Genomic DNA, 24371 nt, shown 5'->3' with positions numbered 1-24371 from the left:
CGGCTTCTCCCTCAGGCGTGGTCGCAGGCGTGCTGGTGGCCGCACACGACGTGCTCGACGCCGGCGGCCTCGCGGGCCTCCTCGGTCTCGACGGCGCGCTGCATGGTCTGCAGCCAGTAGCGGTGCTGCTCGGTGTAGAGGCCCTCGTCCTCGGTCTTCACGCCGGAGAGCGTGGGGTTCAGGCCGATTTCCTTGGCGGCGTCGTCCGGGCCCTGCACCCACTGCTTGGCGCCGCGGCACATGTCGTTCCACTCCAGTGCGATGCCGGCGTAGCCCTGCTGGCAGGCGCGGAACTCCTCCAGGTCGTCAGGCGTGGCCATGCCGGTGGCGTTGAAGAAGTCCTCGTACTGGCGGATGCGGCGCGCGCGCGCCTCGGCCGACTCGCCCTTGGGGGCGATGCAATAGATGGTGACCTCGGTCTTGTCCACGGCGATGGGGCGCAGCACGCGGATCTGCGAGCTGAACTGGTCCATCAGGTAGACGTTGGGGTAGAGGCACAGGTTGCGCGAGTGGCCGATCATCCAGTCGGCCTTGGCCGCGCCGTGCTGCGCGGCGAGCTGGTCACGGATCGGGTAGGCGGGCCGGTCTTCGGGGTTGGCCCACTTGGTCCACAGCAGCATGTGGCCGTGCTCGAAGGAGTAGAAGCCGCCGCCTTGCTTGGCCCAGCTGCCCGCGTCCATGGCCTTGATGTTGTCGCCCGCGGCGGCCAGCTTGCGCTGGTTGGTGGTGGCCGCGTAGTTCCAGTGCACGGAGCTGACGTGGTAGCCGTCGGCGCCGTTCTCGGCCTGCAGCTTCCAGTTGCCGTCGAAGGTGTAGGTGGAGGAGCCGCGCAGCACTTCCAGCCCTTCAGGCGACTGGTCCACGATCATGTCGATGATCTTGGTGGACTCGCCCAGGAACTCGGTGAGCGGCGGCACGTCGGGGTTCAGGCTGCCGAACAGGAAGCCGCGGTAGCTCTCGAAGCGCGCGACCTTCTTGAGATCGTGGCTGCCGTCCTTGTTGAAGGTGTCGGGGTAGCCCGCCCCGTTCGCATCCTTCACCTTGAGCAGCTTGCCCGAGTTGTTGAACGTCCAGCCGTGGAAGGTGCAAGTAAAACTGGCCTTGTTGCCCTTCTTGTGGCGGCACAGCGTGGCGCCGCGGTGCGAGCAGGCGTTGATGATGGCGTTGAGCTCGCCGGCCTTGTTGCGCGTGATGACGATGGGCTGGCGGCCGATGGTCGTCGTCAGGTAGTCGTTGGGGTTGGGGATCTGGCTCTCGTGGGCCAGGTAGATCCAGTTGCCCTCGAAGATGTGCTTCATCTCCAGGTCGAACAGGGTTTCGTCGGTGAAGGCGCTGCGGTGCAGGCGGTAGACGTGCCGGTCGGCGTCCTCCACCAGCATGCCGGCCAGGCGCTTCTTGACGTCGGCGAGGGGTGCGGAAGTGCTCATGCTTGTCTCCAGGCCCGCACGGAGCCGCGGGCAATGAAAGTCGGGCAAGGCTTCGCCCAGCCCGGGCCGCCTGGCGGCGCGCCCGGGTGAACAGTCAGCCTCTTTTCAGCGGAAGGCGGGGGGCCTGGTCAGGCCGCGGCGCGGGGGCGGGCGAAATCGGTCGCCGGGGCGCCGGCCTGCTCGGCATGCAGGGTGAAATCGAACTTGATCTCGTAGAAGGGCTTGTCCACGCCCAGCGCCTGCATGGCGGCCGCGTCGTTGTTGGTGTGCACGGGCGGCACCAGGCCCTGGCGGGTGCCGAAGGCGAAGTCGTCCCACAGGTGCGGATCGTTCTCGATGTTGATCTGCGTGGTGAGCTTGCGGTGGCCCGGCGCGCTCACGAAGAAGTGGATGTGCGCGGGGCGGTGGCCGTGGCGGCCCAGTTGCGTGAGCAAGCGTTCGGTGGAGCCGCCGGGAGGGCAGCTGTAGCCCACGGGCATGATGCTGCGGAACTTGTAGCGGCCCTGGGCGTCGGTGACGATGGTGCGGCGCAGGTTGAAGGCGCTTTGCGTCTTGTCGAAGAAGGAGTAGTTGCCCAGGTGGTTGGCATGCCACGCCTCCACCTTGGCGCCGGCGATGGGCTGGCCGTCGGTGCCGCGCACCGTGCCTTCCATGACCACCACCTCGCCGGGCGACTGGCCGTCGTCCATGCGCGCCTCGCCCTGCACCACGGGGGCGCCGGCCACGTACAGCGGGCCCTCGATGGTGCGCGGCGTGCCGCCCTTCAGGCCGGCGCGGGCCTCGGCCTCGTCCATGCGCAGGTCCAGGAAGTGCTCGATGCCGATGCCGGGGGCGATCAGGCCCATCTCGTTGTTGCGGCCGGCTTCGCTCAGGAAGTTCAGGCCGGCCCAGAACTCTGCGGCGCTGATGTCCAGCTCCTCGATGGCCAGCATCAGGTCGCGCACCAGGCGGCCGACGATGGCCTTGGTGCGGGGGTTGCCCTCGCCGACGACGCCGGTCGTCTCGAAGCGGGTCATCAGTGCGTCAATCGTCTTCTTGTCCATGGATGTCTCCTCGTGGGGTGCTTGCAATGAGCAAGGGTGGGCGGTGTCGGCTCGGGAGGCCGGGTTTGAAAAGGGTCGGTGGGGCCTGAAGGAAGACCTGCTCAGCGGTCGCGGCGCAGCCGCGCGAGCTTGGCTTCGTCGATCTCGATCCCCAGGCCGGGGCGCGTGGGCAACTGCAGCGAGAAATCGCGGTAGGGCAGGGGCTCGACGAGGATTTCCTCGGTCAGCAGCAGCGGGCCGAACAGCTCGGTGCCCCAGGCCAGGTCGTGGAAGGTGGAGAACACCTGGGCCGAGGCCAGGGTGCCCACGGCGCCTTCGAGCATGGTGCCGCCGTAGAGCGCGATACCCGCGGCCTGGGCGATGCCCGCCACCTGCGCCGCGCCGCGCAGGCCGCCGGACTGGTTGATCTTCACGGCGAAGATGTCGGCCGCCTGCGTGCTGGCCACCTCGAAGGCGTCGCGCGGGCCGTGCAGCGCCTCGTCGGCCATCACCGGCAGGATGTTGGCCTGCGTGAGCCGGCGCAGGCCCAGCTTGTCGTGCGCGGCGATGGGCTGCTCGGCCATGTCGATGCCCGCGTCGGCCAGCATGCGCAGGCCTTCGAGCGCCTCGGTCACCGACCAGGCCTGGTTGGCGTCGATGCGCACGCTGGCCATGTCGCCCAGCGCCCGCTTGATGGCGGCCACGTGGGCCACGTCGTCCTTGACGCTGCGCAGGCCGATCTTGAGCTTGAAGACGTTGTGGCGGCGCAGCTCCAGCATGCGCTCGGCCTCGGCGATGTCGCGCCGGGTGTCGCCGCTGGCCAGCGTCCAGGCCACGGGAATGCTCTCGCGCACCCGGCCGCCGAACAGCTCGCTCAGCGGCACGCCCAGCCGCTTGGCCTGGCCGTCGTACAGCGCGGTTTCCACCGCGCACTTGGCGAAGCGGTTGCCCTGGATGCGCTGGTTCACCTGCGCCATCAGCCGCGCCACGGCGCGCGGGTCCTCGCCCACGAGCAGGGGCGCGACGTAGGTGTCGACGTTGACCTTGATGCTCTGCGGGCTCTCCTCGCCGTAGGCCAGGCCGCCTATGGTCGTGCCTTCGCCCCAGCTCACGATGCCGTCGCTGGCCGTGATGCGCACCAGCACCAGCGTCTGGTGGTTCATGGTCGCCACGGAGAGCTTGTGGGCCCGGATGGTGGGCACGTCCACCAGCAGCGTCTCGACCGAAACAATACTGAGTTGAGAGCTCATTTCAATTCCCGGCGGCTTGCGCCATTTCCATGGCCACCCCTCGGGGGAATATCCCCATGGCTTGGCCAAACAGTTGAGAGGCGGATTTGAAAATCCAGGCGAGCCTTCTGAGGTAAATATCCCGGGCTGCTTGGTTTTTAATGTCTGCCTTGAATGCCGTGAATATTAGGCAGCCGCTTGCCGCCAGTCCAAGACGCTTTTAGACTGCTTTCATACCTTGAAGGCATGCAAATGGAACTGCGTCACCTGCGCTACTTCGTCGCCGTGGCCGACGAGCAGAACTTCACCCGGGCCGCCGAGCGGCTGCACATCTCGCAGCCGCCCCTGAGCCGGCAGATCCAGGACCTGGAGGAGGAGCTGGGCACGCCGCTGTTCGAGCGCGGATCGCGGCCGCTGAAGCTCACCGAGGCCGGGCGCTTCTTCTACGGGCAGGCGACGCGGCTGCTGGAGCAGGCGGCGCAGGCGCAGCGGGCCACGCGGCGCATCGCGCGCATGGAGCGGCGGCTGGTGATCGGTTTCGTCGCCTCCACCATGTACGGCGCGCTGCCGCGGCTGGTGCGGCTGTTCCGCGCGGCGCGGCCGCAGACGGAGCTCTCCCTGGTGGAGATGTCCACCCTGGACCAGACCGAGGCCCTCAAGGCCGGCCGCGTGGACGTGGGCTTCGGCCGGCTGAAGCTGGACGACCCGGCCATCAAGCGCGAGGTGCTGCGCATGGAGCGTCTGGTGGTGGCCATACCCATGGAGCATGAGCTGGCCATCCCCGACATGCCGCTGCTGTTGGCCGCGTTGGCGCATCGGGATATTCTGGTTTACCCTAAATCTCCACGTCCAAGTTATGCCGACCAGGTTTTGTCCTTATTCCGCGACCAGGGTTTGGAGCCCGGCACGGTGCACGAGGTGCAGGAGATTCAAACCGCGCTGGGCCTGGTGGCCGCGGGCATGGGCGTGTGCGTGGTGCCCACGGGCGTGAGCCGGCTGCGGCCGGACGAGGTGGTGTACCGGCCGCTGTCCGACGAGCAGGCGGTGTCGCCCATCGTCATGAGCACGCGGGCGCAGGACCAGAACGAGGACATCGTGCTGCTGCGCTCGCTCATCGACCAGATCTACCGCGAGCAGGCCGAGGCCAGGCGTCGCGTGGAGGCCGCGGCCTGGGCGGCGGTGAGCGCGCAGGCCGCGGAGGCCGGCGACGCGGGCCAGGACGCCACCGGCCCTGACCCGCACCCGGCGTGACGGCGCGCGCGCCGCGGCCCGAGGCCTTCAGCGGCTCAGCGGTGCCGGGCCCGGCGAGGGCAGGGCGGCGTTCGCGGGTGCCGCCGGCGTGGGCGGCAAGGCGGGCGCGGCGGCGGGGCGGCGCCACTGCAGCACCGCGTGCGTGGCGCCGCCCAGCACCACGCCCCAGAAGGCCGAGCCCAGGCCAAAGAGGGTCAGGCCCGACGCCGTGGCGAGGAAGGCCACGAGCGCGCCCTCGCGCTGCTGGGCGTCGGCCATGGCGGCCTGCACGTTGGCGGCAATGGCTCCCAGCAGCGCCAGCCCCGCCAGCACGGCCACGAACTGCGCCGGCAGTGCCGTGAAGAGGGCGATGATGCTGCCCGCCAGCGTGCCGCCCACCAGGTAGAACAGCCCGTTGGCCACGCCCGCCACCCAGCGGCGCGCCGGGTCCTCGTGCGCCTCGCGCCCCGTGCACAGCGCCGCCGTGATGGCCGCCAGCACCGTGGTGATGCCGCCGAACGGCGCCATGGCCAGCGAGGCCAGGCCCGTGGCCACCAGCACCGGCCGCGCCGGCGTGGCGTAGCCCGCGCCGCGCAGGATGACCATGCCGGGCAGGAACTGCCCCGTGAGGCTCACCATCGCCAGCGGCAAGGCCAGGCTCAGCGTCGAGGCCCAGCTCCACGCCGGCGCGGTGAACATCGGGTGGGCCAGCTCCAGCCGCAGCGCCGACCAGTCGCCTTCGCCCAGCGCCGCCGTCAGCGCCACGCCCAGCGCCAGCGTCGCCACCAGGTGGTAGCGCGGCCACCAGCGCCGCGCCAGCAGGAAGCCCGCCAGCATGCACAGCGTCAGCAGCGGCATGGACTCCGCCGCCTTGAACGCGCGCAGGCCGAAGGGAAAGAGGATGCCGGCCATCATCCCCGCGCACACGCCGCGCGGGATGCGGCGCATCAGCGCGTCGAAGCTGCCGGTGAGGCCCACCGCCACCACGATGGCGGCGGCCGTGAGGTAGGCCCCCACCGCCTCGGCCAGCGGCAGCGCCGGGAACAGCGTGATCAACAAGGCCGTGCCCGGCGCGGACCAGGCCGTGATCACCGGCACCCGCAGCCACCAGCTCAAGGCCATGCCCGCCGCGGCCGCGCCCATGGAAATGGCCCACACCCACGAGGCCGTGAGCGCGGGCGGCGCATGCGCGGCCTGCGCGGCCTGGAAAAAGATCAGCAGCGGGCCGGCGTAGGAAATCAGCACCGCCAGGAAACCCGCCGTGACGGCGGAAACGGACCAGTCGCGTCCGGGCATGGTTTCATCCTCCAGCAGCTTGCAACGGCAACCGCGAGCGCAAGCGAAAACGCCCGCTGCGGGGCGGGCGTTGGAAAGCACAGGGGGCGGGCAGGGCGCTCAGGCCGCCACGGCCTGCAGCCAGTCCTGCAGCGCTTCCTTGAACGCCACCGGCTGCTCCAGCACGCTCAGGTGCGAGGCGTCCGGCAGCACCACCAGCCGCGCGCCGGGAATGCCGCGCGCGATGGTGGCGGCCATGGCCACGGGCGTGCCCTGGTCCAGCGCGCCGGCCATCACCAGCGCGGGCACCTCGATGCGCGGCAGCCGCGCGGTGGTGTCCACGGCCGCGATGGCCTGGCAGCAGGCCACGTAGCCCGCCGCGTCGCAGCCGAGCACGCGCTCGCGCCAATGCGCCACCACGCCGGGCTGCGCGGCATGGAAGTCCGCGTGGAACCAGCGCTGCAGCGCGCCGTCCACGATGGCCTCCAGCCCGCCCGCGCGTATGCCGGCGATGCGCTGCGCCCAACCCGCGCGCGCCTCGGCCGGGTAGGACGAGGTCGTGTTGGCCAGCACCAGCGCCTGCACGCACTGCGGGTGCCGCAGCGCCAGCTCCTGGCCGACCATGCCGCCCAGGGACAGGCCCACCCAGGTCACCGGGCCCAGGGCCAGCTCGGCGATGAGGCGGGCCGCGTCGTCGGCCAGTTGCGCCATGGCGTAGGGGCCGGCGGGCGCGTCGCTCGCGCCGTGGCCGCGCTGGTCGTAGCGCACCACGCAGGCGTGCTCGGCCAGGTGGTCGGCCAGCGCGTCCCACAGGGTCAGGTCGCAGCCCAGCGCGTGGGCCAGGACGAAGGTCTGCTGCGGCAGGCCGCCCGCGCGCGGGCCCTGCACCCGGTAGTGCAGGCGCGGCAGGCTGCGCGTGAATTCAAAAGTGCTGCTCATGGCGAGGGCGCGGCTTCAGCTCAAGCCCAGCAGTTGCCGCGCCTGTGCCGGCGTGGCCACGGGGCGGTGGTGCTCCTCGCACAGCTGCACCACGGCGCGCACCAGCGCGGCGTTGGAGGGGGCCAGGGTGTCCTTGTCCAGGCGCACGTTGTCTTCCATGCCGGTGCGGCAGTGGCCGCCGAGCTCCAGCGACCAGCGCGCCAGCGTCATCTGGTCGCGGCCGATGCCCGCGCCCGTCCAGGTCGAGCCCGGGGCCACGCGCTGCAGCGTGCGCACGTAGAACTCCAGCACCTCGCGGTCCACCGGCATGGCGTTCCTGATGCCCATCACGAACTGCACGTGCAGCAGGCCGCGGATGAAGCCTTCGCGCTGCAGCCGCGCGGCCTGGAACACCATGGACAGGTCGAAAGCCTCGATCTCCGGCTTGATGTGGTGCTCGCGCATCTCGGTGGCGAGCCACTCCACCAGGTCCGGCGCGTTGTCGTAGACCCGCGTGGGGAAGTTCACCGAGCCGGTGGCCAGCGAGCCCATGTCCGGGCGCAGCGCCAGGTGCGCGCCGCGCTCGCGCCCGGCGCCGGAGCGCCCGCCCGTGGAGAACTGGACGATCATGCCGGGGCAGTGGCGGCGGATGCCGTCCATCACCTGCGCGAAGCGCTCGGGTGACGAGGTGGTCGTCCCGTCGTCGTTGCGCACGTGCAGGTGCACCAGGGTGGCGCCCGCTTCGAAGGCCTCGTGCGTGGACTCGATCTGCTCGGCCACCGTGATGGGCACGGCCGGGTTGTCGCGCTTTTGCGGCAGCGAGCCGGTGATGGCCACGGTGATGATGCAGGGGGTCGTTGTCATGGCTTGTCTCCTGGTGAATGGCGCGGGTCGGCCATGCGGCGGCGCACCCGGGGCCGCGGCACGGGTGAAAGGGCCTGGTGCTTGCGGGCAGCTCAGCCGCTGCGTGGGTGCGGCGGCGCTGCCCTGCGCAGCGGCCGGCGCGGCCCCGGGCGGCCGGGAAGCGGCACGCGGGGCGTCACGAAGGCTGGGGCTGGATGCATGGCAGGTATGGCTGAACGAGGGCGCCATGTTGGTCGCCGCCCTCTGGCCTGTCCAATATCAATGGTGTTGCAGTTCATGCCTTGGAGGCATGGAGCGGGAGCAGCTGGACCGTTTGCACCCGGCGGCGCGGCGGCGCCCAACGGCAGGTGTTAGACCGTCTAACACCGTGTACGCGGGGGCTGCCTACAAGGCAGGGGCCGACGTCCCGCCCTGCAGCACCTGCGCCACCGGCTGCGGCTTGTGCAGCAAATAGCCCTGCGCGTGGTCCACGCCTATCTCCTGGAGCCGCTGCAGCACCGCCGGGCTGTCCACGAACTCGGCCACCGTCTGCACGCCCACCACGCGCGCCACCTGCTGGAAGCAGCGCACGGCGGCGTCGTCCAGCGGGTCGTCCACCAGGTTGCGGACGAACTGCCCGTCGATCTTGAGCAGGTCGATCTGCAGCGACTTCAGGTAGCCGAAGGACGAGGCCCCGGCGCCGAAGTCGTCCAGCGCGATGCGCAGGCCCAGCGCGCGCGCCTGCGCGATGAAGGCCGACGCCTCGGCGATGTTGGTCACGGCCGCCGTCTCCGTGATCTCCAGGCACAGCCGCCGGCACAGCAGCGGCCCGGCCGCCTCCAGCGCCGCCAGCGCGTCGCCCTGGAAGGCGCGGTCGCCCACCGACTGCCCGGAGAGGTTCACGCACAGCATGTCCACCACCGAGAGGTCCGGCAGCGCGCGCAGCAGCGCCAGCGTGCGCGTGAGCACCCAGCGGTCGATGCGCGGCGCCAGCTGGAAGCGCTCGGCCGCCGGCAGGAAGCCCCCCGGCGCCACCACCGTGCCGTCGCGCTCCAGCAGCCGCAGCAGCAGCTCCGCATGCAGGGCGCCGCCCGGCCCGGCCTCGCCCAAGGGCTCGATGCGCTGGGCGTAGAGGACGAAGCGGTCCTCGTCCAGCGCCTGCTCCAGCCGCGTGGCCAGTTGCATCTCGCCCTGGCGGGCGCGCAGCGCCGCGTCGCTGTCGTGCCAGCGGTGCACGCGGTTGCGCCCGGCCTCCTTGGCCGCGTAGCAGGAGGTGTCGGCCGCCTGCATCACCGCGGCCAGCGACCCCCAGCGCGCATCCACCGGCACCAGGCCGATGCTGGCGCCGATGCGAAAGCGCTGCTCCTCGCAACTGAAGCGGAAGTCGTCCATGCGCTGGCAGATCTGCTGCGCCACGCGCTGCGCGTGCGCCTCGTCGCAGTGCTCCAGCAGCAGGCCGAACTCGTCGCCGCCCAGGCGCGCGAGCGTGTCGCGCGAGCGCATCGAGCCGGACAGCAGCCGCGCCACCTGCTGCAGCAGCCGGTCGCCGGCGGCGTGGCCGCAGGCGTCGTTGACGAGCTTGAACTGGTCCAGGTCCAGGTACATGAGCGCGTGGCGCGTGCCGTCGCCCGCGCAGCGGTGCAGCAGCCGCTGCAGCCGCGTCTCGAACTCCGTGCGGTTGGGCAGCCCGGTGAGCGCGTCGTGCGCGGCGCGGTGGCGCAGCTCCTCGTTGAGGCGGTGCAGCGAGGTGATGTCCACGTGCGTGCCGAACATCCACTGCGGCAGCCCGTCGGCCGTGCGCGTCATGACGCGGCCGCGCACCAGCACCCACACCCAGTGGCCGTCGCGGTGGCGCATGCGCGCCTCGCAGTCGTAGGTCTCGGTCTCGCCGTCGAAGTGGCGCTGCAGCAGCGCCGCGGAACGCTGCAGGTCCTCGGGGTGGGCGTGGTCCAGCCAGGTCTGGATGGAGATGGGGGCCAGCTCGTCCAGCGTGCGGCCCAGGATACCGGCCCAGCGCTCGTTGAAGCGCGTCTGGCCGGTCTGCACGTTCCACTCCCAGGTGCCCGCGGCCGTGGCCTCGATGATCCAGGCCAGCCGCCGACGCTCGTCCTGCAGCTCCTGCGCGGCGCGGGCCTGGGCGCGGATGTCGCGGATGATCTTGGTAGCGCCCACCAGCACGCCTTGCGGGTCGCGCAGCGGCGCCAGGCTCACCGAGACGGCGATGGGCTGCCCGTCGCGGTGCAGCCGCTGCGTCTCGTACTGCTGGCCCGCGGGGTGCTCGCGCAGCAGCGCCGCCAGGTCGGCCTGCTCCCCGGCGCGGTCGGCCGGGACGATGCGGGCGATGGGCTGGCCCAGCATGTCGGCCGCCGCGTGGCCGAACAGCCGCGTGGCCGCCTCGTTCCAGTGCATGACCGTGCCGTCCAGCCGCAGCGCGACGATGGCGTCCAGGCTGCTTTGCAGCAGCGCCTGCGCATGCCAGGCCTGCTCGCGCAGCGCGCGCTCGGACAGCAGCGCGCGCCGCCCCTTGAGCGCGCGCGAGACCGCCGTGGCCAGGTGGTGCAGCACCTCGCGCTGCGTGGCGCTCAGGCGGCGCGGGCGCTCGTCCAGCACGCACAGCACGCCCACGCGCTCGCCGCCGTCAAGCTCCAGCGGCAGTCCGGCGTAAAAGCGCAGCCCCTTGCCGGTGTTGAGGGGGGGCAGCCGGGCAAAGCGCTCGTCGGCCGCGGTGTCCTCCACCTCCAGCAGCCCGCCTTGCTCGATGGTGTGGTTGCAGACGCTTTGCCCGCGCGGCAGCTCGCAGAGCTGCACCGGGCCCACGCGGGCCTTGAGCCACACGCGGTGCGCGTCCACCAGCGTGACCAGGGCGACGGGCACGTCGCACACCGCCGCGGCGGCTTGGGCCAGGGCGTCGAACTCGCGCTCCGGGGCGGAGTCCAGGATGTCGAGCTCGCGCAGCGCGCGCAGCCGTTCGGATTCGTTGAGGGTCGGGAGGGGCAAATCGGCTCCTGGCGGGCCCGGGGCCGGTAGGGAGCGCGGATTCTCTCCAGCCGGCGGCGTTTTTCTTCTTGCCGTTGGCCGCCGTCGGCGCCAAGCGTGGCTTATGGCGCAGGCCACACCTTTTGTTGCCACTGTTGGGGCAACGGGGCCGGCGCCCGGCGCGCCGGCCGCTTGCGGCCTCAGTTGCGCAGGTACTGCACCCGGCCCGTGAAGACCGCGCCCTGGCCCATGGAGCCCACGTTGTATTGGATGGTGGCGCCGTAGTCGCCTTCCACCGGCCCATAGGCGGCGGCGTTGGTCGGGTTGCAACTGGTGTCCAGGATGGAGAAGGTCACCTTGGCGGTGTAGGGCACGTAGGACGGGACGCGCTCCAGGTGCCGCAGCATGATCATGTGCCCCTCGTTGGCGGTGTAATTGGCCGGATTCCAGGCAAATGCCGATTCGCGCTCCGTGGCGCCAAACCAGCTCGTGAAATTGTTCGACCCCAGGCTGCCGCTGGCGTCAACGTCGAAATCGACCTGGCGGCGCAGGGTGACGTTGCTGGCCGTGGTCTGGCCCAGTTTCGTCAAGGTCATTTCTATGGTGACCGCCCGCTGCACCGTGTCCTTGGAAATGACCTGGCGCAGCCGGAACAAACCATCGGTGGTGGTGCGCGTCACCGTGCAGGTACTGCCGCTGCAACTGGCCGTGGAAGTGCCGAAACCCGATTCGGTATAACCCACGTCGTAGGCGATGCGGCTGTTGTAGCAAAGCACATAACCCTCGCCGACCGTGCCGCCGCCAATATGGTCATAACCGGCCGGACCTTCGAAACGGGTGAGATTGCCGTGGCGCGACAGCCAGACGCGCGGCCGTCCGGGATACACATAATATGTGTCCGTGCTTTCGGAACGCACCCCGGCCCCCATACCCTGCTCGCCGGGTGCCGCGGCCGCCGGCAATGCGGCCAGGCCGGCCGCCAGGCCCGCCGCGCACAACATCGCCGACCCCGCCGCCAGCGGACGGATGTAAATAGTGGACCGACAGGATTCAAGCTGCAAATTGGACATGACGTCTCCTCGCATTGAACTTGCGCTGCATCCCTGTGGGTCTTTTGTCTGTGAATCCGCAAGCACGCCGCACCATGCTTGGGCGGGCTGATTGGCTGCCGCCGCCTCCTATTTGTCAATGAAAACCTGTTCTCGCGCCGCAGTCAAAATACTTGAAGCATATTTTTTAAATCACGGGACAAACGGTTTCAAAACAATCAAATTCATCCTTGACGGAATTTTTCTACCCGCTCGGAAATGGTTTGTGTTTGACGCTTATTAATAAGGCGCAACGTGTTGCCCGGGGTTTTATCCTGGCCATTAGGGCATTTCCCGGGCCTGTCTCGTGACGAGGTATGGGCCGGCGTGGTTCCCGGCAGGCGCGTGACTTATTGCCCCCCGAAGCCCGGTGTTGACGATGCTGCAACGAATTTGCCTGCGGCGGCCCGGAATATCGGGGCCGCCGTGGTGTGTCCGTTTCCAGGCACAGCGCTGCCCCGGCTAGGCCTGACGGGCCGAGCCTCCACCAACAACAACGAAAAGGGATGAAAAAGCTTCTCCTGCTTGCCGCAGCCCTGCTCGCGGGGCTGCTGCTGTTCACCCGGCACGGTGCCGGCGAGGCGCAGCCGCGCCCGGCGCCCGCCGTGCTGGTGGTCAGCGGCTCCAACACCATGGCGCCGCTGGTGCAGGCCATGGCGCGGCGCTTCGAGCAGCAGCATGCGGGCGTGCGCGTGGACGTCGGCGACAGCAACTCCGGCCGCGGGCTGGCCGACGTGCGTGCCGGCCAGGCGCAGGTGGCCATGGTCTCGCGCATGCTGCGCGGCGACGAGCAGGACCTGCGCTACCTGCCCATCGCGCGCGACGGCCTGGCCCTGGTCGTCCATGCCGACAACCCCGTGACGTCGCTCAGCCACGCGCAGGTGGCGGCCATCTACAGCGGCCGGGTGACGAACTGGAAGCCCTTGGGCGGGCGCGACGAGCCCATCCTGAGCATCGCCCCGGCCCGCGGCGAGCACGGCTCGCCGGCGCTGGTGGCGCAGCATTTCAAGCTGCCGCTGGAGCAGCTCCGGGCGCAGCACACCGTGGGCGACAACGCCGAGCGGCTGCAGGCGGTGCAGGCGCACCGCAACGCCATCGCCTTCGTCTCCGTGGGCGAGGCCGAGCGCAGCCGCCAGGCCGGCGCCGCCTTGCGGCTGCTGGCCGACGAGGACATCGCCGCCACCAGCCGCAACGTGGCGCGCGGCGACTACCCGCTGGTGCGGCCGCTGGGGCTGGTGACGCGCGGGCAGCCCGGTGCGCTGTCGCAGGCCTTCATCGCGTTTTGCGCGTCCTCGCAGGTCACGGACCTGATCGTGGCGCACGGCTTCGTGCCCTACCTGGACTGAGGACCCCCCATGCTGCGCGAAAGCCTCGTCCGCTTGCGCCACGCCGTGGCCGGCTGGAGCCTGCGCGCGCGGCTGTTGAGCGGCTTTGCCGTGCTGCTGCTGCTCACGCTCACGGCCGACGGCATCTCGCTGCTGAGCCAGCGGCATGCGCAGCGGGCGATGAACGACTTCCTGAACGGCGACAACCGCATCGCCGAGCTCACCGCCGACGCCCGCGCCGAGCTGCTGCGCGCGCGGCGCAGCGAAAAGGATTTCCTGCTGCGCGTGCGCGAGTACGGCTGGGAGGAGGCGCGTGCGCGCTACGCCACGCTGCTGCAGGACCAGCTGGCCGGCCTGGGGCGGGCCATGGCCGAGGTGCGCTCGCTCACCCGCGACCCGGCCGTGGCCGCCGAGGCCGCCGACGTGCACAACGCCGCGCAGCAGTACGAAAAGGGCTTCCTGCTGGTGGTGGAGCTGTACGGCCGGCTGGGCCGGCGCGACGCCGGCCTGGAGGGCCGCATGCTGCAAAGCGCGCAGGCGCTGGAAGCGCTGCTGCAGGACAGCCCCGCGCCGCTGCCCATGCTGCTGCTGCAACTGCGCCGCGCCGAGAAGAACTTCATCCTGCTGCACACGCGCATCCCGGCCGACCGCTTCGAAGCGCTGGCCTCGCAACTGCAGGCCGCGATGGCCCAGGCCGCGCTCGCACCTGCGCAGCGCCAGGAGCTGCTGCGCCTGGCCGGCGACTACCAGCGCAGCTTCGCCGACTACGTGGCCGTGGAAGCCGCCATCGACGAGGCCTGCCAGCGCTACCTGGCCGCCGCGCACACCGTGGAGCCGCTGCTGGACCGCCTGGCGCTGCGCGCCGCCGCCGCCGACCAGGCCACCCACACCATGCTGGACGACTTGGGCCGTGCCACGCAGTGGGCGGTGGCCGCGTCGGCCCTGGTGGCCCTGCTGCTGGGCACGGCCGTGGTGCTGCGCGTGGGCCGCGGCATAGACCGCGCCCTGCGCGCGTGCATGCACTTCGCCGGCCGCGTGGCCGCGGGCGACCTGCAGGCGCGACTGCCGGTGCAGGACCGCAGCGAGCTCGGCAGCATGGCCGCCTCGCTCAACCGCATGGCCGACGCGCTGCAAAAGGCGCAGGCCGACCAGGCCGAGCAGGCCGCCGAGCTGCGCCGCGTCAACCGCACGCTGCGCGTGCTCAGCCAGTGCAACGAGACGCTGGTGCGCGCCACCGACGAGGCCGAGCTGGTGCAGCTCATCTGCCGCCACGTCGTGGAGATGGGCGGCTACCGGCTGGCCTGGGTGGGCGAGGCGCGCCATGACCCGCGCCGCAGCATCGCGCCGCTGGCCCTGGCCGGCGTGGACAAGGACTACGTGGACGGCCTGGCCCTGAGCTGGGACGACGCGGCGCAGCGCCACGGCATTGCCGGCGCCGCCGTGCGCGACGCGCGCGTGCTGCTGGTGCGCGACATCGCCGCCGACGCCACGCTCGCGCCCTGGCACGGCGCGGCGCGCGAGCGCGGCCTGGCCTCGTGCATCGCGCTGCCGCTGCGCGCCCGCGCCGGCGTGCTGGGCGTGCTGTGCATCTACGCGCAGGAGGTGGACGCCTTCGACGCGCAGGAGATCAAGGTGCTTACCGAGCTGGCCGACGACCTGGCCTACGGCATCGCCAGCCTGCGCGAGGCGGCCGAGCGCCAGCGCGTGCAGCGCCAGCTGGAGCACCAGGCCGCCTTCGACACCCTCACCGGGCTGGCCAACCGCGTGACGCTGCACGCGCGGCTGCAGCAGTCCATGGCCGACGCGCGGCGCCAGGACAAGCGCGTGGCGGTGATGCTGCTGGACCTGGACCGCTTCAAGCTCGTCAACGACACGCTGGGCCACCACAGCGGCGACCAGTTGCTGTGCAGCGTGGCGCGGCGGCTGCAGGGCTCGGTGCGCGAGTGCGACACCGTGGCGCGGCTGGGCAGCGACGAGTTCGTGGTGCTGCTCAAGGACATCCGCAGCGCCGCCGACGCCGCGGGCGTGGCCGCGGCGCTGCTCAAGGAGATCGCCGAGCCGCAGGTGCTCGACGGCTGCGAGCTGCGCCCCGCGGCCTCCATAGGCGTGAGCCTGTTCCCCGACGACGCGCAGGAGCTGGCCGCGCTGCTGCGCAACGCCGACACCGCCATGGGCCATGCCAAGGCCGCCGGCGGCCACCGCTTCCACTTCTTCGCGCCGGAGATGAACCAGCGCGTGGCCGCGCGGCTGGCGCTGGAGGCCGACCTGCGCCGCGCCCTGGAGCGCGGCGAGCTGCTGGTGCACTACCAGCCGCAGGTGAGCCTGCGCGGCGGCGAGGTGGTGGGCGCGGAGGCGCTGGTGCGCTGGCACCACCCGCGCCGGGGCATGGTGTCGCCCGCGGACTTCATCCCGCTGGCCGAGGAGACGGGGCTGATAGACGCCCTGGGCGAGTGGGTGCTGCGCGAGGTCTGCCGCCAGCAGCGCCAATGGCTGGACCAGGGCCTGAACGTCCCGCAGGTGGGGGTGAACCTCTCGGCGCGGCAGTTCCGGCATCCGGACCTGGTGGGCCTGGTGGCGCAGTCGCTGCGCGAGCAGCGGCTGCGGCCCAGCCTGCTGGGCCTGGAGATCACCGAGAGCGCGGCCATGCACGACGTGGAGTCGGCCATCGCCACCGTGACGCGGCTGCGCTCGCTGGGCGTTGGGCTGTCGCTGGACGACTTCGGCACCGGCTACTCCTCGCTGAGCCACTTGAAGCGCTTCCCGCTGGACCACCTCAAGATCGACCGCTCCTTCGTGAGCGACCTGGGCACCGACCCCGACAGCGCCGCCATCTGCAACGCCGTGGTGGGCCTGGCGCACAGCCTGGGGCTGCGCGTGGTGGCCGAGGGCGTGGAGACGGAGTCGCAGATGCTGTTCCTGCGCCGCCAGCGCTGCGACGAGCTGCAGGGCTACCTGTTCAGCCGCCCGCTGCCCGCGGCGGACTACGCGGCGCTGCTGGCCTGCGGCCGCCGGCTGCCGCTGCCGCCCGCGGAAGGCGCCGCGCTGCAGGCGGTGGCCTGAAAGCGCAGGCGGCACCCCGGGCGGGTGCCGGAAGGGGGCCCTCAGGGGGCAGGGCACGGTGCTTGCCAAGGGAAAGGCGTGTCCAACCTCTCTCAAAACACCGTCATGAAGAGCACCGTTTTCGCCGCCGTCTTTGCCGCCGCGCTGGCCTGCCAGGGCGTGAGCGCCGTGGCGCAGGAGACGCCTGCGATCTCCAAGCAGGAGGCCAAGGACCTCAAGACCCAGTCCAAGGGCGAGTACGAGGCCCGCAAGGACATTGCCGACGCCAACCACGAGCTCAACAAGGCCGACTGCGAAGTCGGCGCCGACGGCAGCGCCGAACGGGCCTGCAAGAAGGAAGCAAAGGCCGTGAACAAGGCGCAAAAGGCCGAGGCCAAGCAGATCCACGAGGAGGACAAGCAGGCCATCAAGGCCTTGTCCAGCAAGTAAGCGCAGGCGCCGCGCCCGCCCGGTGGCCCGTCACCGCCGGGCGCAGCGCGGCGTTCACGCTCCCCGGTGCGCCGGCTCGCGGCGTTGGCGGCCCACATCCTGGGCCGCCGGCGTTGCGGCCGGCGCGCTGGCGTGCGCTGGACATGCCGGGCAGGTCACCGGCCCGCGGCGATTGGTGCAACATGCGCGCGCCTTGCGCGGCGCGCCCGCCGCAAGGGCTGTGCCCCCAACGCCCACGACCCTCCATCCGCCCTGCCATGACTGCTGTATCCCCTGCACGGCGCCCGCGCACCGAGCGCGAGGTGCGCGTGGACCTTGCCGCCGCCTACCGGCTGGCCGCCCTGGCCGGCTGGGACGACACCATCTACACCCATCTCTCCGCCGCCGTGCCGGGCGAGCCGGGCGTCTACCTGCTCAACGAGTTCGGCCTGGCCTTCGACGAGGTGCGTGCCAGCGACCTGGTGAAGGTGGACGTGCACGGCCGCGTGGTGGACGGCAGCGCCCGCCGCGTCAACCCCAGCGGCTTCGCGATCCACGGCGCCGTGCATGCCGCGCGGGCCGACGTGGAGTGCGTGGTGCACCTGCACGCGCCCTGGGGCGTGGCGCTGTCCATGCTCCCCGACGGGCTGCTGCCCACCTCGCAATGGGCCATGCGGCTGCACGGCCGCCTTGGGCGCCACGCCTACGAGGGCCTGGCCCTGGGCGGCGAGGAGCAGCAGCGCCTGGTGCAGCGCTTGGGCAGCCTTGACGGGCTGATCCTGGAGAACCACGGCACGCTCACCGTGGGCCGCACGGTGGCCGAGGCCTTCATGCTCATGCACATCCTGGAGCGCGCCGCGCAGGCGCAACTGCGCGCCATGGCCGCGGCGCCGGGCAGCCTGCGCGTGGCCGACGCGGCGCTGGCCGAGGGCACCTACCGCCAGTGGGTGGGCGACGGCAGCGAGTGGGACGGCGACGCCGAGTGGCCCGCGCTGCTGCGCCGCGCCGACCGGCTCTCGCCGGGCTTTCGCGACTGAACAGCGCGAGCCGTATTTCTTTTTTTCAGCTTCCCCTCCAAGGAGACTCTTATGCCGACCATTCGCGTTGAACTGTTCGAGGGCCGCACGGCCGAGCAAAAGGCCGCCCTGGCCAAGGAATTGACCGACGCCTGCGTGCGCGTGCTCGGCGGCAAGGCCGACGGCGTGGACGTGCTGTTCTTCGACGTGGCCCGCCACAACTGGGCCAGCGGCGGCCAGCTCTGGAGCGACAAGGCGCCGCCGGCACCGGCGGCGGAATAAAAAAGCCGCGAAATACACCGCCTGAAAACCGCCGTCATGTCCATTCACGGAAATGACGGCGGTTTTTCAACGGCAGGCTTCACCGCATTCAAAGAATGCGTTGATTCACATACAAAAAGATAAGCAATCCATTTGAAAAACGGGCAACAACGCCAGGACGATTTCAATCGAAAATTGCAGTTATTCAATAAATAACCAATATCCCAGAAACACGAGAAAAAAGATTCGAAGTCAACACGAATTCAATACATTAATAATTCAATACATGAATAGACGAGCTGGGGAATAAAAACCGGTACGCAGGGCCGCTTGTGCAGCCTCGGGCAGCCCGGCACGCCTGAGCAGCGGCAGCGGCCCGTCGGCTGCCGCCCGGAGCAGCCCCGGCGAAACAGCCTGCAATGATGGTTATGTCAACTTACGTGCCATCTCGCTGAAATACCCCCGGATCCTGCGTAATTGCGCCATGTGCCGGAACGGCGCTTGCCCTTGACGCTGCACCCCCAATTTCCAGGCCTGGGCGGCGTATGCCTGATTGGCAGCGAGGCGCCCTCCGCCGGACATTGGAGGCGCGGGATGCGCCGGTGGTGCTGCGCCTGAATCCAGGTGCGGCGACAGGTCCTGGTGAAATGCCCGCCGGTGGCGCGCCGGCCGGTTTGGGAAAGGATTTCAAAATGCTGCTCTCCAGCAGGACCCTGCACCAGAGGCACCCGATCGCCATGGCCATCATCGGCCTGGGCCTGAACATCATCGGGATACTTTTGCTGGCGCCGTCCAACCTTCCGTACAAGGAATTCCTGGTGACGCTGGGCGTGCTGGGCGTGGCCATGAACGGCTTCGCGCTGGTCGTGCACCTGTGCGCCCGCTCCGACCGGCGATGAGCCGGCGCGCCGCGCCGGCGTGAAGCCGCTGGGCGGGCCGCCGCCCGGCGCCGCGGCCCTTCAGCGCAGGCGCAGGCTTTTTTCCATGCGCACGGCGTCCATCACGCCGCCGTAGTAGCCGGCCGAGCGGCCCGTGGCCGCGAAGCCCAGGCGGCGGTAGAAGGCCAGCGCGCCGGGGTTGTCGGCACGCACCTCCAGGCGGATCTTTTCCAGCCCCGCCAGCCGCGCCGGCGCCTCCAGCCAGGCCATGAGCCGCGCGCCCGCGCCCTGGCGCTGGTAGGCCGGCGCCACGGCCAGCAGCGCCAGGTGGGCGTGCTGCTCGGCGTACTCCATGATCCCGAAGCCCAGCAGGCCGCCGTCGCCGGCATGGGCCACGGCCACGTTGATGGTCGGATCGGCCATGGCCTGCAGCACGCGGCCGCGCCGCCAGCTCCAGCCCAGGTCGAACTCGATGTACTCGCGCGACATGAGCGCGATGCGGGCTGCCTCGTCCGGCAGCGCCAGCCGGATCGTGGGAATGATGAACATGCCTGGACTCCCCATGTGCCGCAGCGCGGGCACCACAGCTTGGCGCGCCCGGCGGCCCGCACTGCCGTGACCGCTCGGTAACCTGTCGCACCACAGGGTTTTTAGGGATAGCCGATCCCGCGGCGCGCAGGCAAGGCGGTGCCGCGTGGTCGCCATGAGCGCGCCGCTCAGTGCGGCAGGCGCTTTTCGTAGTCGGTGAGGGCGGTGAGCAGCCGGTCGCGGGCGGGCAGCTCGCCGGTGGGGGTGAAGTGGTCCACCACGGCGGGCAGCAGCGCGGCCAGGCCGCGGCGCGCCTCGTCCTCGGCCACGCCGGCGCGCCCGGCGATGGCGCGCAGCTCGGCCGCGCTGAACACCTCGCCCACGACGGCCGGCGCCAGGGCCTCGTTGGCCCCTGCCGTCACCCAGGAGCTGGCCAGCGGCCCGTGGCCGTGGCGCGAGAAGCGCGCCAGCAGCCCGGCCAGGCCCCCCACGCCGGCCAGCGCCGAGGACAGCGCCGGCGATTGCGCCGCCGCGGCCGGCACGGCGGCCGCGGCGCCGGGGCCCTGGCGGTCGGCCAGCATGCCCAGCACCACCGGCAGCAGCGCGGCCAGCACCGGCAGGCCCACGTCGGCCGGCGCGGCGCCCGGCGCGGGCGCGCCCTGGCCCTCGTCCTGCGCCGCCGCGGCGCCACCGAGCAACTGGTCCAGCAAGCCCATGGCCGACTCCTGCGCACTGTCTGCCTGCGCAGCGGGCAAGCGCCATGCGCGGCACGGCGCACCGCACGCAACTGTGACCGCATGTCCCCACGGCCTTGTGTGCGGGCCGCATAGGCACCATGTCGCCCCTGGGCGTGCTGTTTTGCGCCCGCATGGAGTACCTCACGATGTGGAAGCGACTGACCCTGTTGTGGACCGTGGTGCGTGGCGACGCACGGCGGCTGTGGTTCGCACTGCGCCATCCGCAGTCGCCGGCCTGGCTCAAGTGGGGCACGGCGCTGATCGCGCTGTACCTGCTGTCGCCGGTGGACTTGCTGCCCGACGCCTTGCCCGTGATAGGCGTGCTGGACGACGTGGTGCTGGTGCCGCTGGCCATACGCTTCCTGCTCAACCGGCTGCCGCCGCACATTGCCCGCGCCGCCGACCAGCGCTTCGGCACCCGCGCCTAGCAGCGGCGTTTCCCAGCGGCCCGCCTCAGGCTTTCCCCGGGTCCTCGGCATGTGGGTTGCCCCGGATGGCAGGACCGGGGCCGCAACGCTGCGGCCCCGGTCACGAAGCCGCGCACACCCGAGGAGCAGGCCATGTCCGAGTTGAAAAAAGGCGATGCGGTCGAATGGAATACGCCGCAGGGCCCCACGCACGGCAGCGTCACGCGCAAGGTGACGGGCCAGGCGCACGCCGGCGGCCACACCGCCAAGGCCTCGCCGCAGCAGCCCCAGTACGAGGTCCGCAGCGACAAGTCCGGCCGCAAGGCCGTGCACAAGGCCGACGCCTTGAGGAAGGCCTAGCCGTGGCCGTGGAGCACAGCAAGGAGCAAGAAGAGCAGGCCGCCACGATCAAGGCCTTCGAGGACGTGGTGAACATGTCCCCTTCCGCCCTGGAGCGCTGGCTGCAGACGCAGCAGTCGCGCCAGGTGGGCCTCACGCACGAGGGCGAGCACGAGGCGGTGGGGCACCAGTCCGGCCGCCGCATCGTCGAGCTGCTGCGCAAGAAGCACGCGCAGCTCGACGCGGAGGATTACCGGCAGATGCGCAAGGTCGTGGGCTACGTGCACCGCCACCTGGCGCAGCGCCCAAGCGGCGACGTGCGCGACACGCGCTGGCGCTGGTCGCTCATGAACTGGGGCCACGACCCGCTGCGCGACGAGCCCGACTGAATCCGGCCACCCCGCCCGCTGCGCCCCGCCTCGCGCCGGGCGTGTAACAGCAAGGCAGACGGCCCTGTGGCGCCACGGCGGCATGGCACCATGCCGGCCGCCCACCCTGTTCGCGGGAGGGCCTCCTTTGCAACTGGTTTCTCTTTCCCGCCGTGGCCTGGTCCCCTCCTCCCGCTTCGTCAGCCACTTTGCCCCCAGCCCTGGATGCCGAGCGCGAGCCCGGCGCGGCCACGGGTGCGGCGGCGAGGGTGTCGTGGGGGCCTTACGCCGCTTTCGTCCTGACCATCGCGCTGCTCATGGCGGCGCTGGTGTCGCTGGTCCTGTGGCACGACCACGAGCTCTACCGCGAGCGTGCCCTCTCGGCCACGCAGAACCTGGCCACGCTGATGGACCGCCAGGTCAGCGCCACGCTGGACAAGGCCGACATCGTGCTGCAGACCGTGGCGGCGCAATACGCGGCCACCACCGAGCAGGGCACGCAGCGCGACGCGCGCTTGAACAGCCTGCTGGCGGCGCAGCAGGCGCTGCTGCCGGAGGTGGCCACGCTGCGCGCCACCGGCGCCGACGGCTTCGTGCGCTGGGGCCATGCGGCCACCGTGGACTCGCCCGTCAGCCTCGCCGACCGCGACTTCTTCCTGCGCGCCAAGACCGACCCGCGCGCCGGGCTCATCGTTTCCGGCCCGCTGTTCGGCCGCATCACGCAGCAGTGGGTGATCGTGCTGGCACGCCGGCTCAGCGGCCCGGACGGCAGCTTCGCCGGCATCGTGCACGCCAGCGTCCCCACCACCGAGTTCAGCAAGGTCATGGCGCTGTCGCTGGGCGCGCACGGTGCCGTCACGCTGCGCACCACGGACCTGGCGCTGGTGCACCGCGCGCCCACGCCGCACGACGCGGTGGGCAGCCGCAACGTCTCCGCGCAATTGCGCCAGGCGCTGCGCCAGGCGCCTGACGAGGGCGCCTACGTCGCCACCACCGCGCTGGACGGCGTGGAGCGCAGCAACAGCTACCGGCGGCTGCAGAAGTACCCGTTCTACGTGATCGTGGGCCTGGCCACCGACGATTACATCGGCGGCTGGGAGAGCAACGCGCTGCTCATCTGCGCCCTGGCGGCGCTGGTGGTGCTGGTGACGGCCGCGGCCACCGCGGCCATCTACCGCGGCGCGCGGCGCCAGCAGGCCGACGCGGCCGAGCGCGAGCGCGCCACCGCGGCGGTGCAGGCGCTGCTGCTGGAGCGCACGCGGCTCAACACGGAGCTGGCGCTGCGCGTGCGCGAGGCCGAGGCGGCCAACGCGGCCAAGGACCGCTTCCTGGCCAACATGAGCCACGAGATACGCACGCCCATGCACGCCGTGCTGGGCCTGGCCTACCTGCTGGAGAAGTCCGACTTGGGCGCCGAGGCGCGCGAGCTGGTGCGCAAGGTGCACAGCGCCGGGCGCTCGCTGCTGGGCATCATCAACGACATCCTGGACTACTCGAAGATCGAGGCCGGCCGCCTGGAGCTGGAGGACACGCCCTTCAGCCTGCACGACGTGCTCGACAGCCTGGCCACCGTGATGGCCACCACCGCCGCGGGCAAGGACATCGAGCTGGTCATACAGCCCCCGCCCCCGGGCCTGGAGCGGCTGCGCGGCGACCCGCTGCGGCTGGAGCAGGTGCTGGTCAACCTGGCGGGCAACGCCGTGAAGTTCACCGAGCGCGGCCTCGTGGAGGTGGCGCTGCATCTGGAGGCCGAGGACGGGCAGCGCGCGCTGCTGCGCTTCACGGTGCGCGACACCGGCATAGGCATCCCCAAGGGCCAGCAGGCCGCGCTGTTCGCGCCCTTCACGCAGGCCGACGTCTCCACCTCGCGCCGCTTCGGCGGCACGGGGCTGGGCCTGGCCATCTGCCGCCGCCTGGTGCGCATGATGGGCGGCGACATGGGCGTCAACAGCACGCCGGGCCAGGGCAGCGAGTTCTGGTTCACGGTGCGGCTCGTGCGCGACGCGGCCGCCGCCCGGCCACCCACGCCGGCGCGGCTGCAGATGCTGGCCGCCACCGCGCGACCCGAGCTGCGCCAGGCGCTGCAGGGCTGCGCCGCCACGCTGCACTGGACGGTGCAGGCCGCGGACGACGCGGCGCAGGCCGCGCAGGCGCTGGCGCAGCGCGCCGCGCAGGGCAGCGGCGGCTTCGACGTGGTGGTGCTGGACACGCCCGCGGACGCGGCGGGGCTGGATGCCGTGCGCACGCTGCACGAGGCGGCGGCCGTGGCGCCCTCGCCGCGCGTGCTGGTGCTGCTGTGCCCGGCCGCGCAGGCGCCGGCGCTGCGCGAGGCGCTGCCGGCCGCCCCGGGCGGCGACTTGATCGACGCGGTGCTCGTGAAGCCCGTGACGCCGGCCATGCTGCTGGCGGCGGTGCAGCGCGCGCGGCAGGCCCCGCGCGGCGCGGCGCCGGTGCGCCACGCCGTGGCCGCGCCGCGCCCGCTGGGCCGGCTGCAGGGGCTGCGCATGCTGGTGGTGGACGACAGCCCCATCAACCGCGAGGTGGCGCAGGGCATCTTCAGCCGCGAGGGGGCGCTGGTGGCGCTGGCCGAGAACGGCGAGCGGGCACTGCATTGGCTGATGGCGCACGCCGGGGCCGTGGACATCGTGGTGATGGACGTGCAGATGCCGGTGATGGACGGCTACGAGGCGCTGCACGAGATACGGCGCCAGCCGCAACTGGCGGCGCTGCCGGTGGTGGCGCTGTCGGCCGCGGCCATGCCGGCCGAGCGCGAGGCCGCCATGGCCGCGGGCATGGACGGCTTCATGGTCAAGCCGCTGGACGTGGAGGCCGCGGTGACGCTGATACGCCGCGTCACCGGCCGCGCCGAGCAGCGCACGCTGGACGTGCTGCAGGCCACGCTGTCAGGCGACACGCCGCCGCCCGCGGCTTTGGCCAGGCCTGCGGCTTCCAAGGCCTCCAGGGCCGGCGGCGCGGACGGTGCTGCAGTCGCTCGCGGGCCGGCGGCCCCGCCGGTCCCTGCTGCGGCCGGCGGGG

Annotated in this window: 21 protein-coding genes; 11 read left to right on the top strand and 10 right to left on the bottom strand. The window is 71.4% G+C overall.

Annotated features, from left to right (window positions below; translation table 11 throughout):
• Positions 1-11: 11 nt before the first annotated feature.
• From benA to ALA01S_RS19840, 3 genes are all read right to left on the bottom strand, one after another.
• Positions 12-1427, bottom strand: a complete 1416-nt coding sequence (gene benA, locus ALA01S_RS19850) for a benzoate 1,2-dioxygenase large subunit (RefSeq protein WP_066339986.1) — start codon at positions 1425-1427, stop codon at positions 12-14.
• 128 nt (positions 1428-1555) lie between these two features.
• The gene (catA, locus tag ALA01S_RS19845; protein WP_066339978.1) at positions 1556-2470 is read right to left on the bottom strand and encodes a catechol 1,2-dioxygenase; all 915 of its coding nucleotides are present in this window, start codon (positions 2468-2470) and stop codon (positions 1556-1558) included.
• A 101-nt stretch (positions 2471-2571) separates the two neighbouring features.
• The gene (locus ALA01S_RS19840) at positions 2572-3699 is read right to left on the bottom strand and encodes a muconate/chloromuconate family cycloisomerase (RefSeq protein ID WP_066339976.1); all 1128 of its coding nucleotides are present in this window, start codon (positions 3697-3699) and stop codon (positions 2572-2574) included.
• A gap of 231 nt (positions 3700-3930) precedes the next feature.
• Between ALA01S_RS19840 and ALA01S_RS19835 the strand changes: the two genes are divergently transcribed.
• Positions 3931-4929, top strand: a complete 999-nt coding sequence (locus ALA01S_RS19835; protein ID WP_084267743.1) for a LysR family transcriptional regulator — start codon at positions 3931-3933, stop codon at positions 4927-4929.
• Between the two features lie 27 nt (positions 4930-4956).
• On the opposite strand, the gene ALA01S_RS19830 is transcribed toward ALA01S_RS19835, so the two are convergent.
• The 5 genes from ALA01S_RS19830 to ALA01S_RS19810 form a co-directional block, all read right to left on the bottom strand.
• Positions 4957-6204, bottom strand: coding sequence for a benzoate/H(+) symporter BenE family transporter (locus ALA01S_RS19830; protein WP_084267742.1), 1248 nt, complete (start codon positions 6202-6204; stop codon positions 4957-4959).
• A gap of 99 nt (positions 6205-6303) precedes the next feature.
• Positions 6304-7122, bottom strand: a complete 819-nt coding sequence (gene pcaD, locus ALA01S_RS19825; protein WP_066339966.1) for a 3-oxoadipate enol-lactonase — start codon at positions 7120-7122, stop codon at positions 6304-6306.
• A 15-nt stretch (positions 7123-7137) separates the two neighbouring features.
• The gene (locus ALA01S_RS19820; RefSeq protein WP_066339962.1) at positions 7138-7965 is read right to left on the bottom strand and encodes a 3-oxoadipate:acetyl-CoA acetyltransferase; all 828 of its coding nucleotides are present in this window, start codon (positions 7963-7965) and stop codon (positions 7138-7140) included.
• A 384-nt stretch (positions 7966-8349) separates the two neighbouring features.
• Positions 8350-10941 (bottom strand): sensor domain-containing phosphodiesterase, encoded by a 2592-nt coding sequence (locus ALA01S_RS19815; RefSeq protein ID WP_066339960.1) that lies wholly within the window; start codon positions 10939-10941, stop codon positions 8350-8352.
• Between the two features lie 179 nt (positions 10942-11120).
• Positions 11121-11990, bottom strand: a complete 870-nt coding sequence (locus ALA01S_RS19810; RefSeq protein WP_157119133.1) for a hypothetical protein — start codon at positions 11988-11990, stop codon at positions 11121-11123.
• A gap of 524 nt (positions 11991-12514) precedes the next feature.
• On the opposite strand from ALA01S_RS19810, the gene ALA01S_RS19805 reads away from it, so the two are divergent.
• From ALA01S_RS19805 to ALA01S_RS19780, 6 genes are all read left to right on the top strand, one after another.
• Positions 12515-13354 carry a phosphate ABC transporter substrate-binding protein gene (locus tag ALA01S_RS19805; protein ID WP_066339956.1) on the top strand — a complete coding sequence of 280 codons (840 nt, stop codon included), beginning with the start codon at positions 12515-12517 and terminating at the stop codon, positions 13352-13354.
• A 9-nt stretch (positions 13355-13363) separates the two neighbouring features.
• Positions 13364-16393, top strand: coding sequence for an EAL domain-containing protein (locus tag ALA01S_RS19800; RefSeq protein WP_066339954.1), 3030 nt, complete (start codon positions 13364-13366; stop codon positions 16391-16393).
• Positions 16394-16498: 105 nt separating this feature from the next.
• Complete coding sequence (locus ALA01S_RS19795) at positions 16499-16822, top strand: hypothetical protein (RefSeq protein WP_066339952.1); 324 nt, start codon at positions 16499-16501, stop codon at positions 16820-16822.
• A gap of 257 nt (positions 16823-17079) precedes the next feature.
• Positions 17080-17838 (top strand): class II aldolase/adducin family protein, encoded by a 759-nt coding sequence (locus ALA01S_RS19790; protein ID WP_066339950.1) that lies wholly within the window; start codon positions 17080-17082, stop codon positions 17836-17838.
• Between the two features lie 51 nt (positions 17839-17889).
• Complete coding sequence (locus tag ALA01S_RS19785) at positions 17890-18099, top strand: 4-oxalocrotonate tautomerase (protein ID WP_066339947.1); 210 nt, start codon at positions 17890-17892, stop codon at positions 18097-18099.
• 671 nt (positions 18100-18770) lie between these two features.
• Positions 18771-18977: a hypothetical protein gene (locus ALA01S_RS19780; RefSeq protein ID WP_157119132.1), complete on the top strand. Its 207-nt coding sequence runs from the start codon at positions 18771-18773 to the stop codon at positions 18975-18977.
• A gap of 60 nt (positions 18978-19037) precedes the next feature.
• On the opposite strand, the gene ALA01S_RS19775 is transcribed toward ALA01S_RS19780, so the two are convergent.
• Positions 19038-19505 (bottom strand): GNAT family N-acetyltransferase, encoded by a 468-nt coding sequence (locus tag ALA01S_RS19775; RefSeq protein WP_066339943.1) that lies wholly within the window; start codon positions 19503-19505, stop codon positions 19038-19040.
• Positions 19506-19672: 167 nt separating this feature from the next.
• Entirely contained in the window at positions 19673-20200 is a 528-nt protein-coding gene (locus ALA01S_RS19770) for a YidB family protein (RefSeq protein WP_066339941.1), read from the bottom strand.
• A gap of 167 nt (positions 20201-20367) precedes the next feature.
• Between ALA01S_RS19770 and ALA01S_RS19765 the strand changes: the two genes are divergently transcribed.
• The 4 genes from ALA01S_RS19765 to ALA01S_RS19750 all read left to right on the top strand — a co-directional run.
• Positions 20368-20649 carry a YkvA family protein gene (locus ALA01S_RS19765; RefSeq protein ID WP_066340032.1) on the top strand — a complete coding sequence of 94 codons (282 nt, stop codon included), beginning with the start codon at positions 20368-20370 and terminating at the stop codon, positions 20647-20649.
• Positions 20650-20781: 132 nt separating this feature from the next.
• Entirely contained in the window at positions 20782-20988 is a 207-nt protein-coding gene (locus ALA01S_RS19760; RefSeq protein WP_066339938.1) for a hypervirulence associated TUDOR domain-containing protein, read from the top strand.
• Positions 20989-20990: 2 nt separating this feature from the next.
• Complete coding sequence (locus ALA01S_RS19755; RefSeq protein WP_238455865.1) at positions 20991-21356, top strand: DUF3140 domain-containing protein; 366 nt, start codon at positions 20991-20993, stop codon at positions 21354-21356.
• Between the two features lie 188 nt (positions 21357-21544).
• Positions 21545-24371, top strand: a 2827-nt coding sequence (locus tag ALA01S_RS19750; RefSeq protein WP_157119131.1) for a hybrid sensor histidine kinase/response regulator, incomplete at its 3' end; no start/stop codon positions are given.

Source organism: Azohydromonas lata NBRC 102462 (genome assembly GCF_001571085.1).
In the GTDB taxonomy this organism is placed as follows: Bacteria; Pseudomonadota; Gammaproteobacteria; order Burkholderiales; family Burkholderiaceae_C; genus Azohydromonas; species Azohydromonas lata.
The sequence above is the reverse complement of the archived record's forward strand: the minus strand, read 5'-3'. Positions and strand labels throughout refer to the sequence as shown.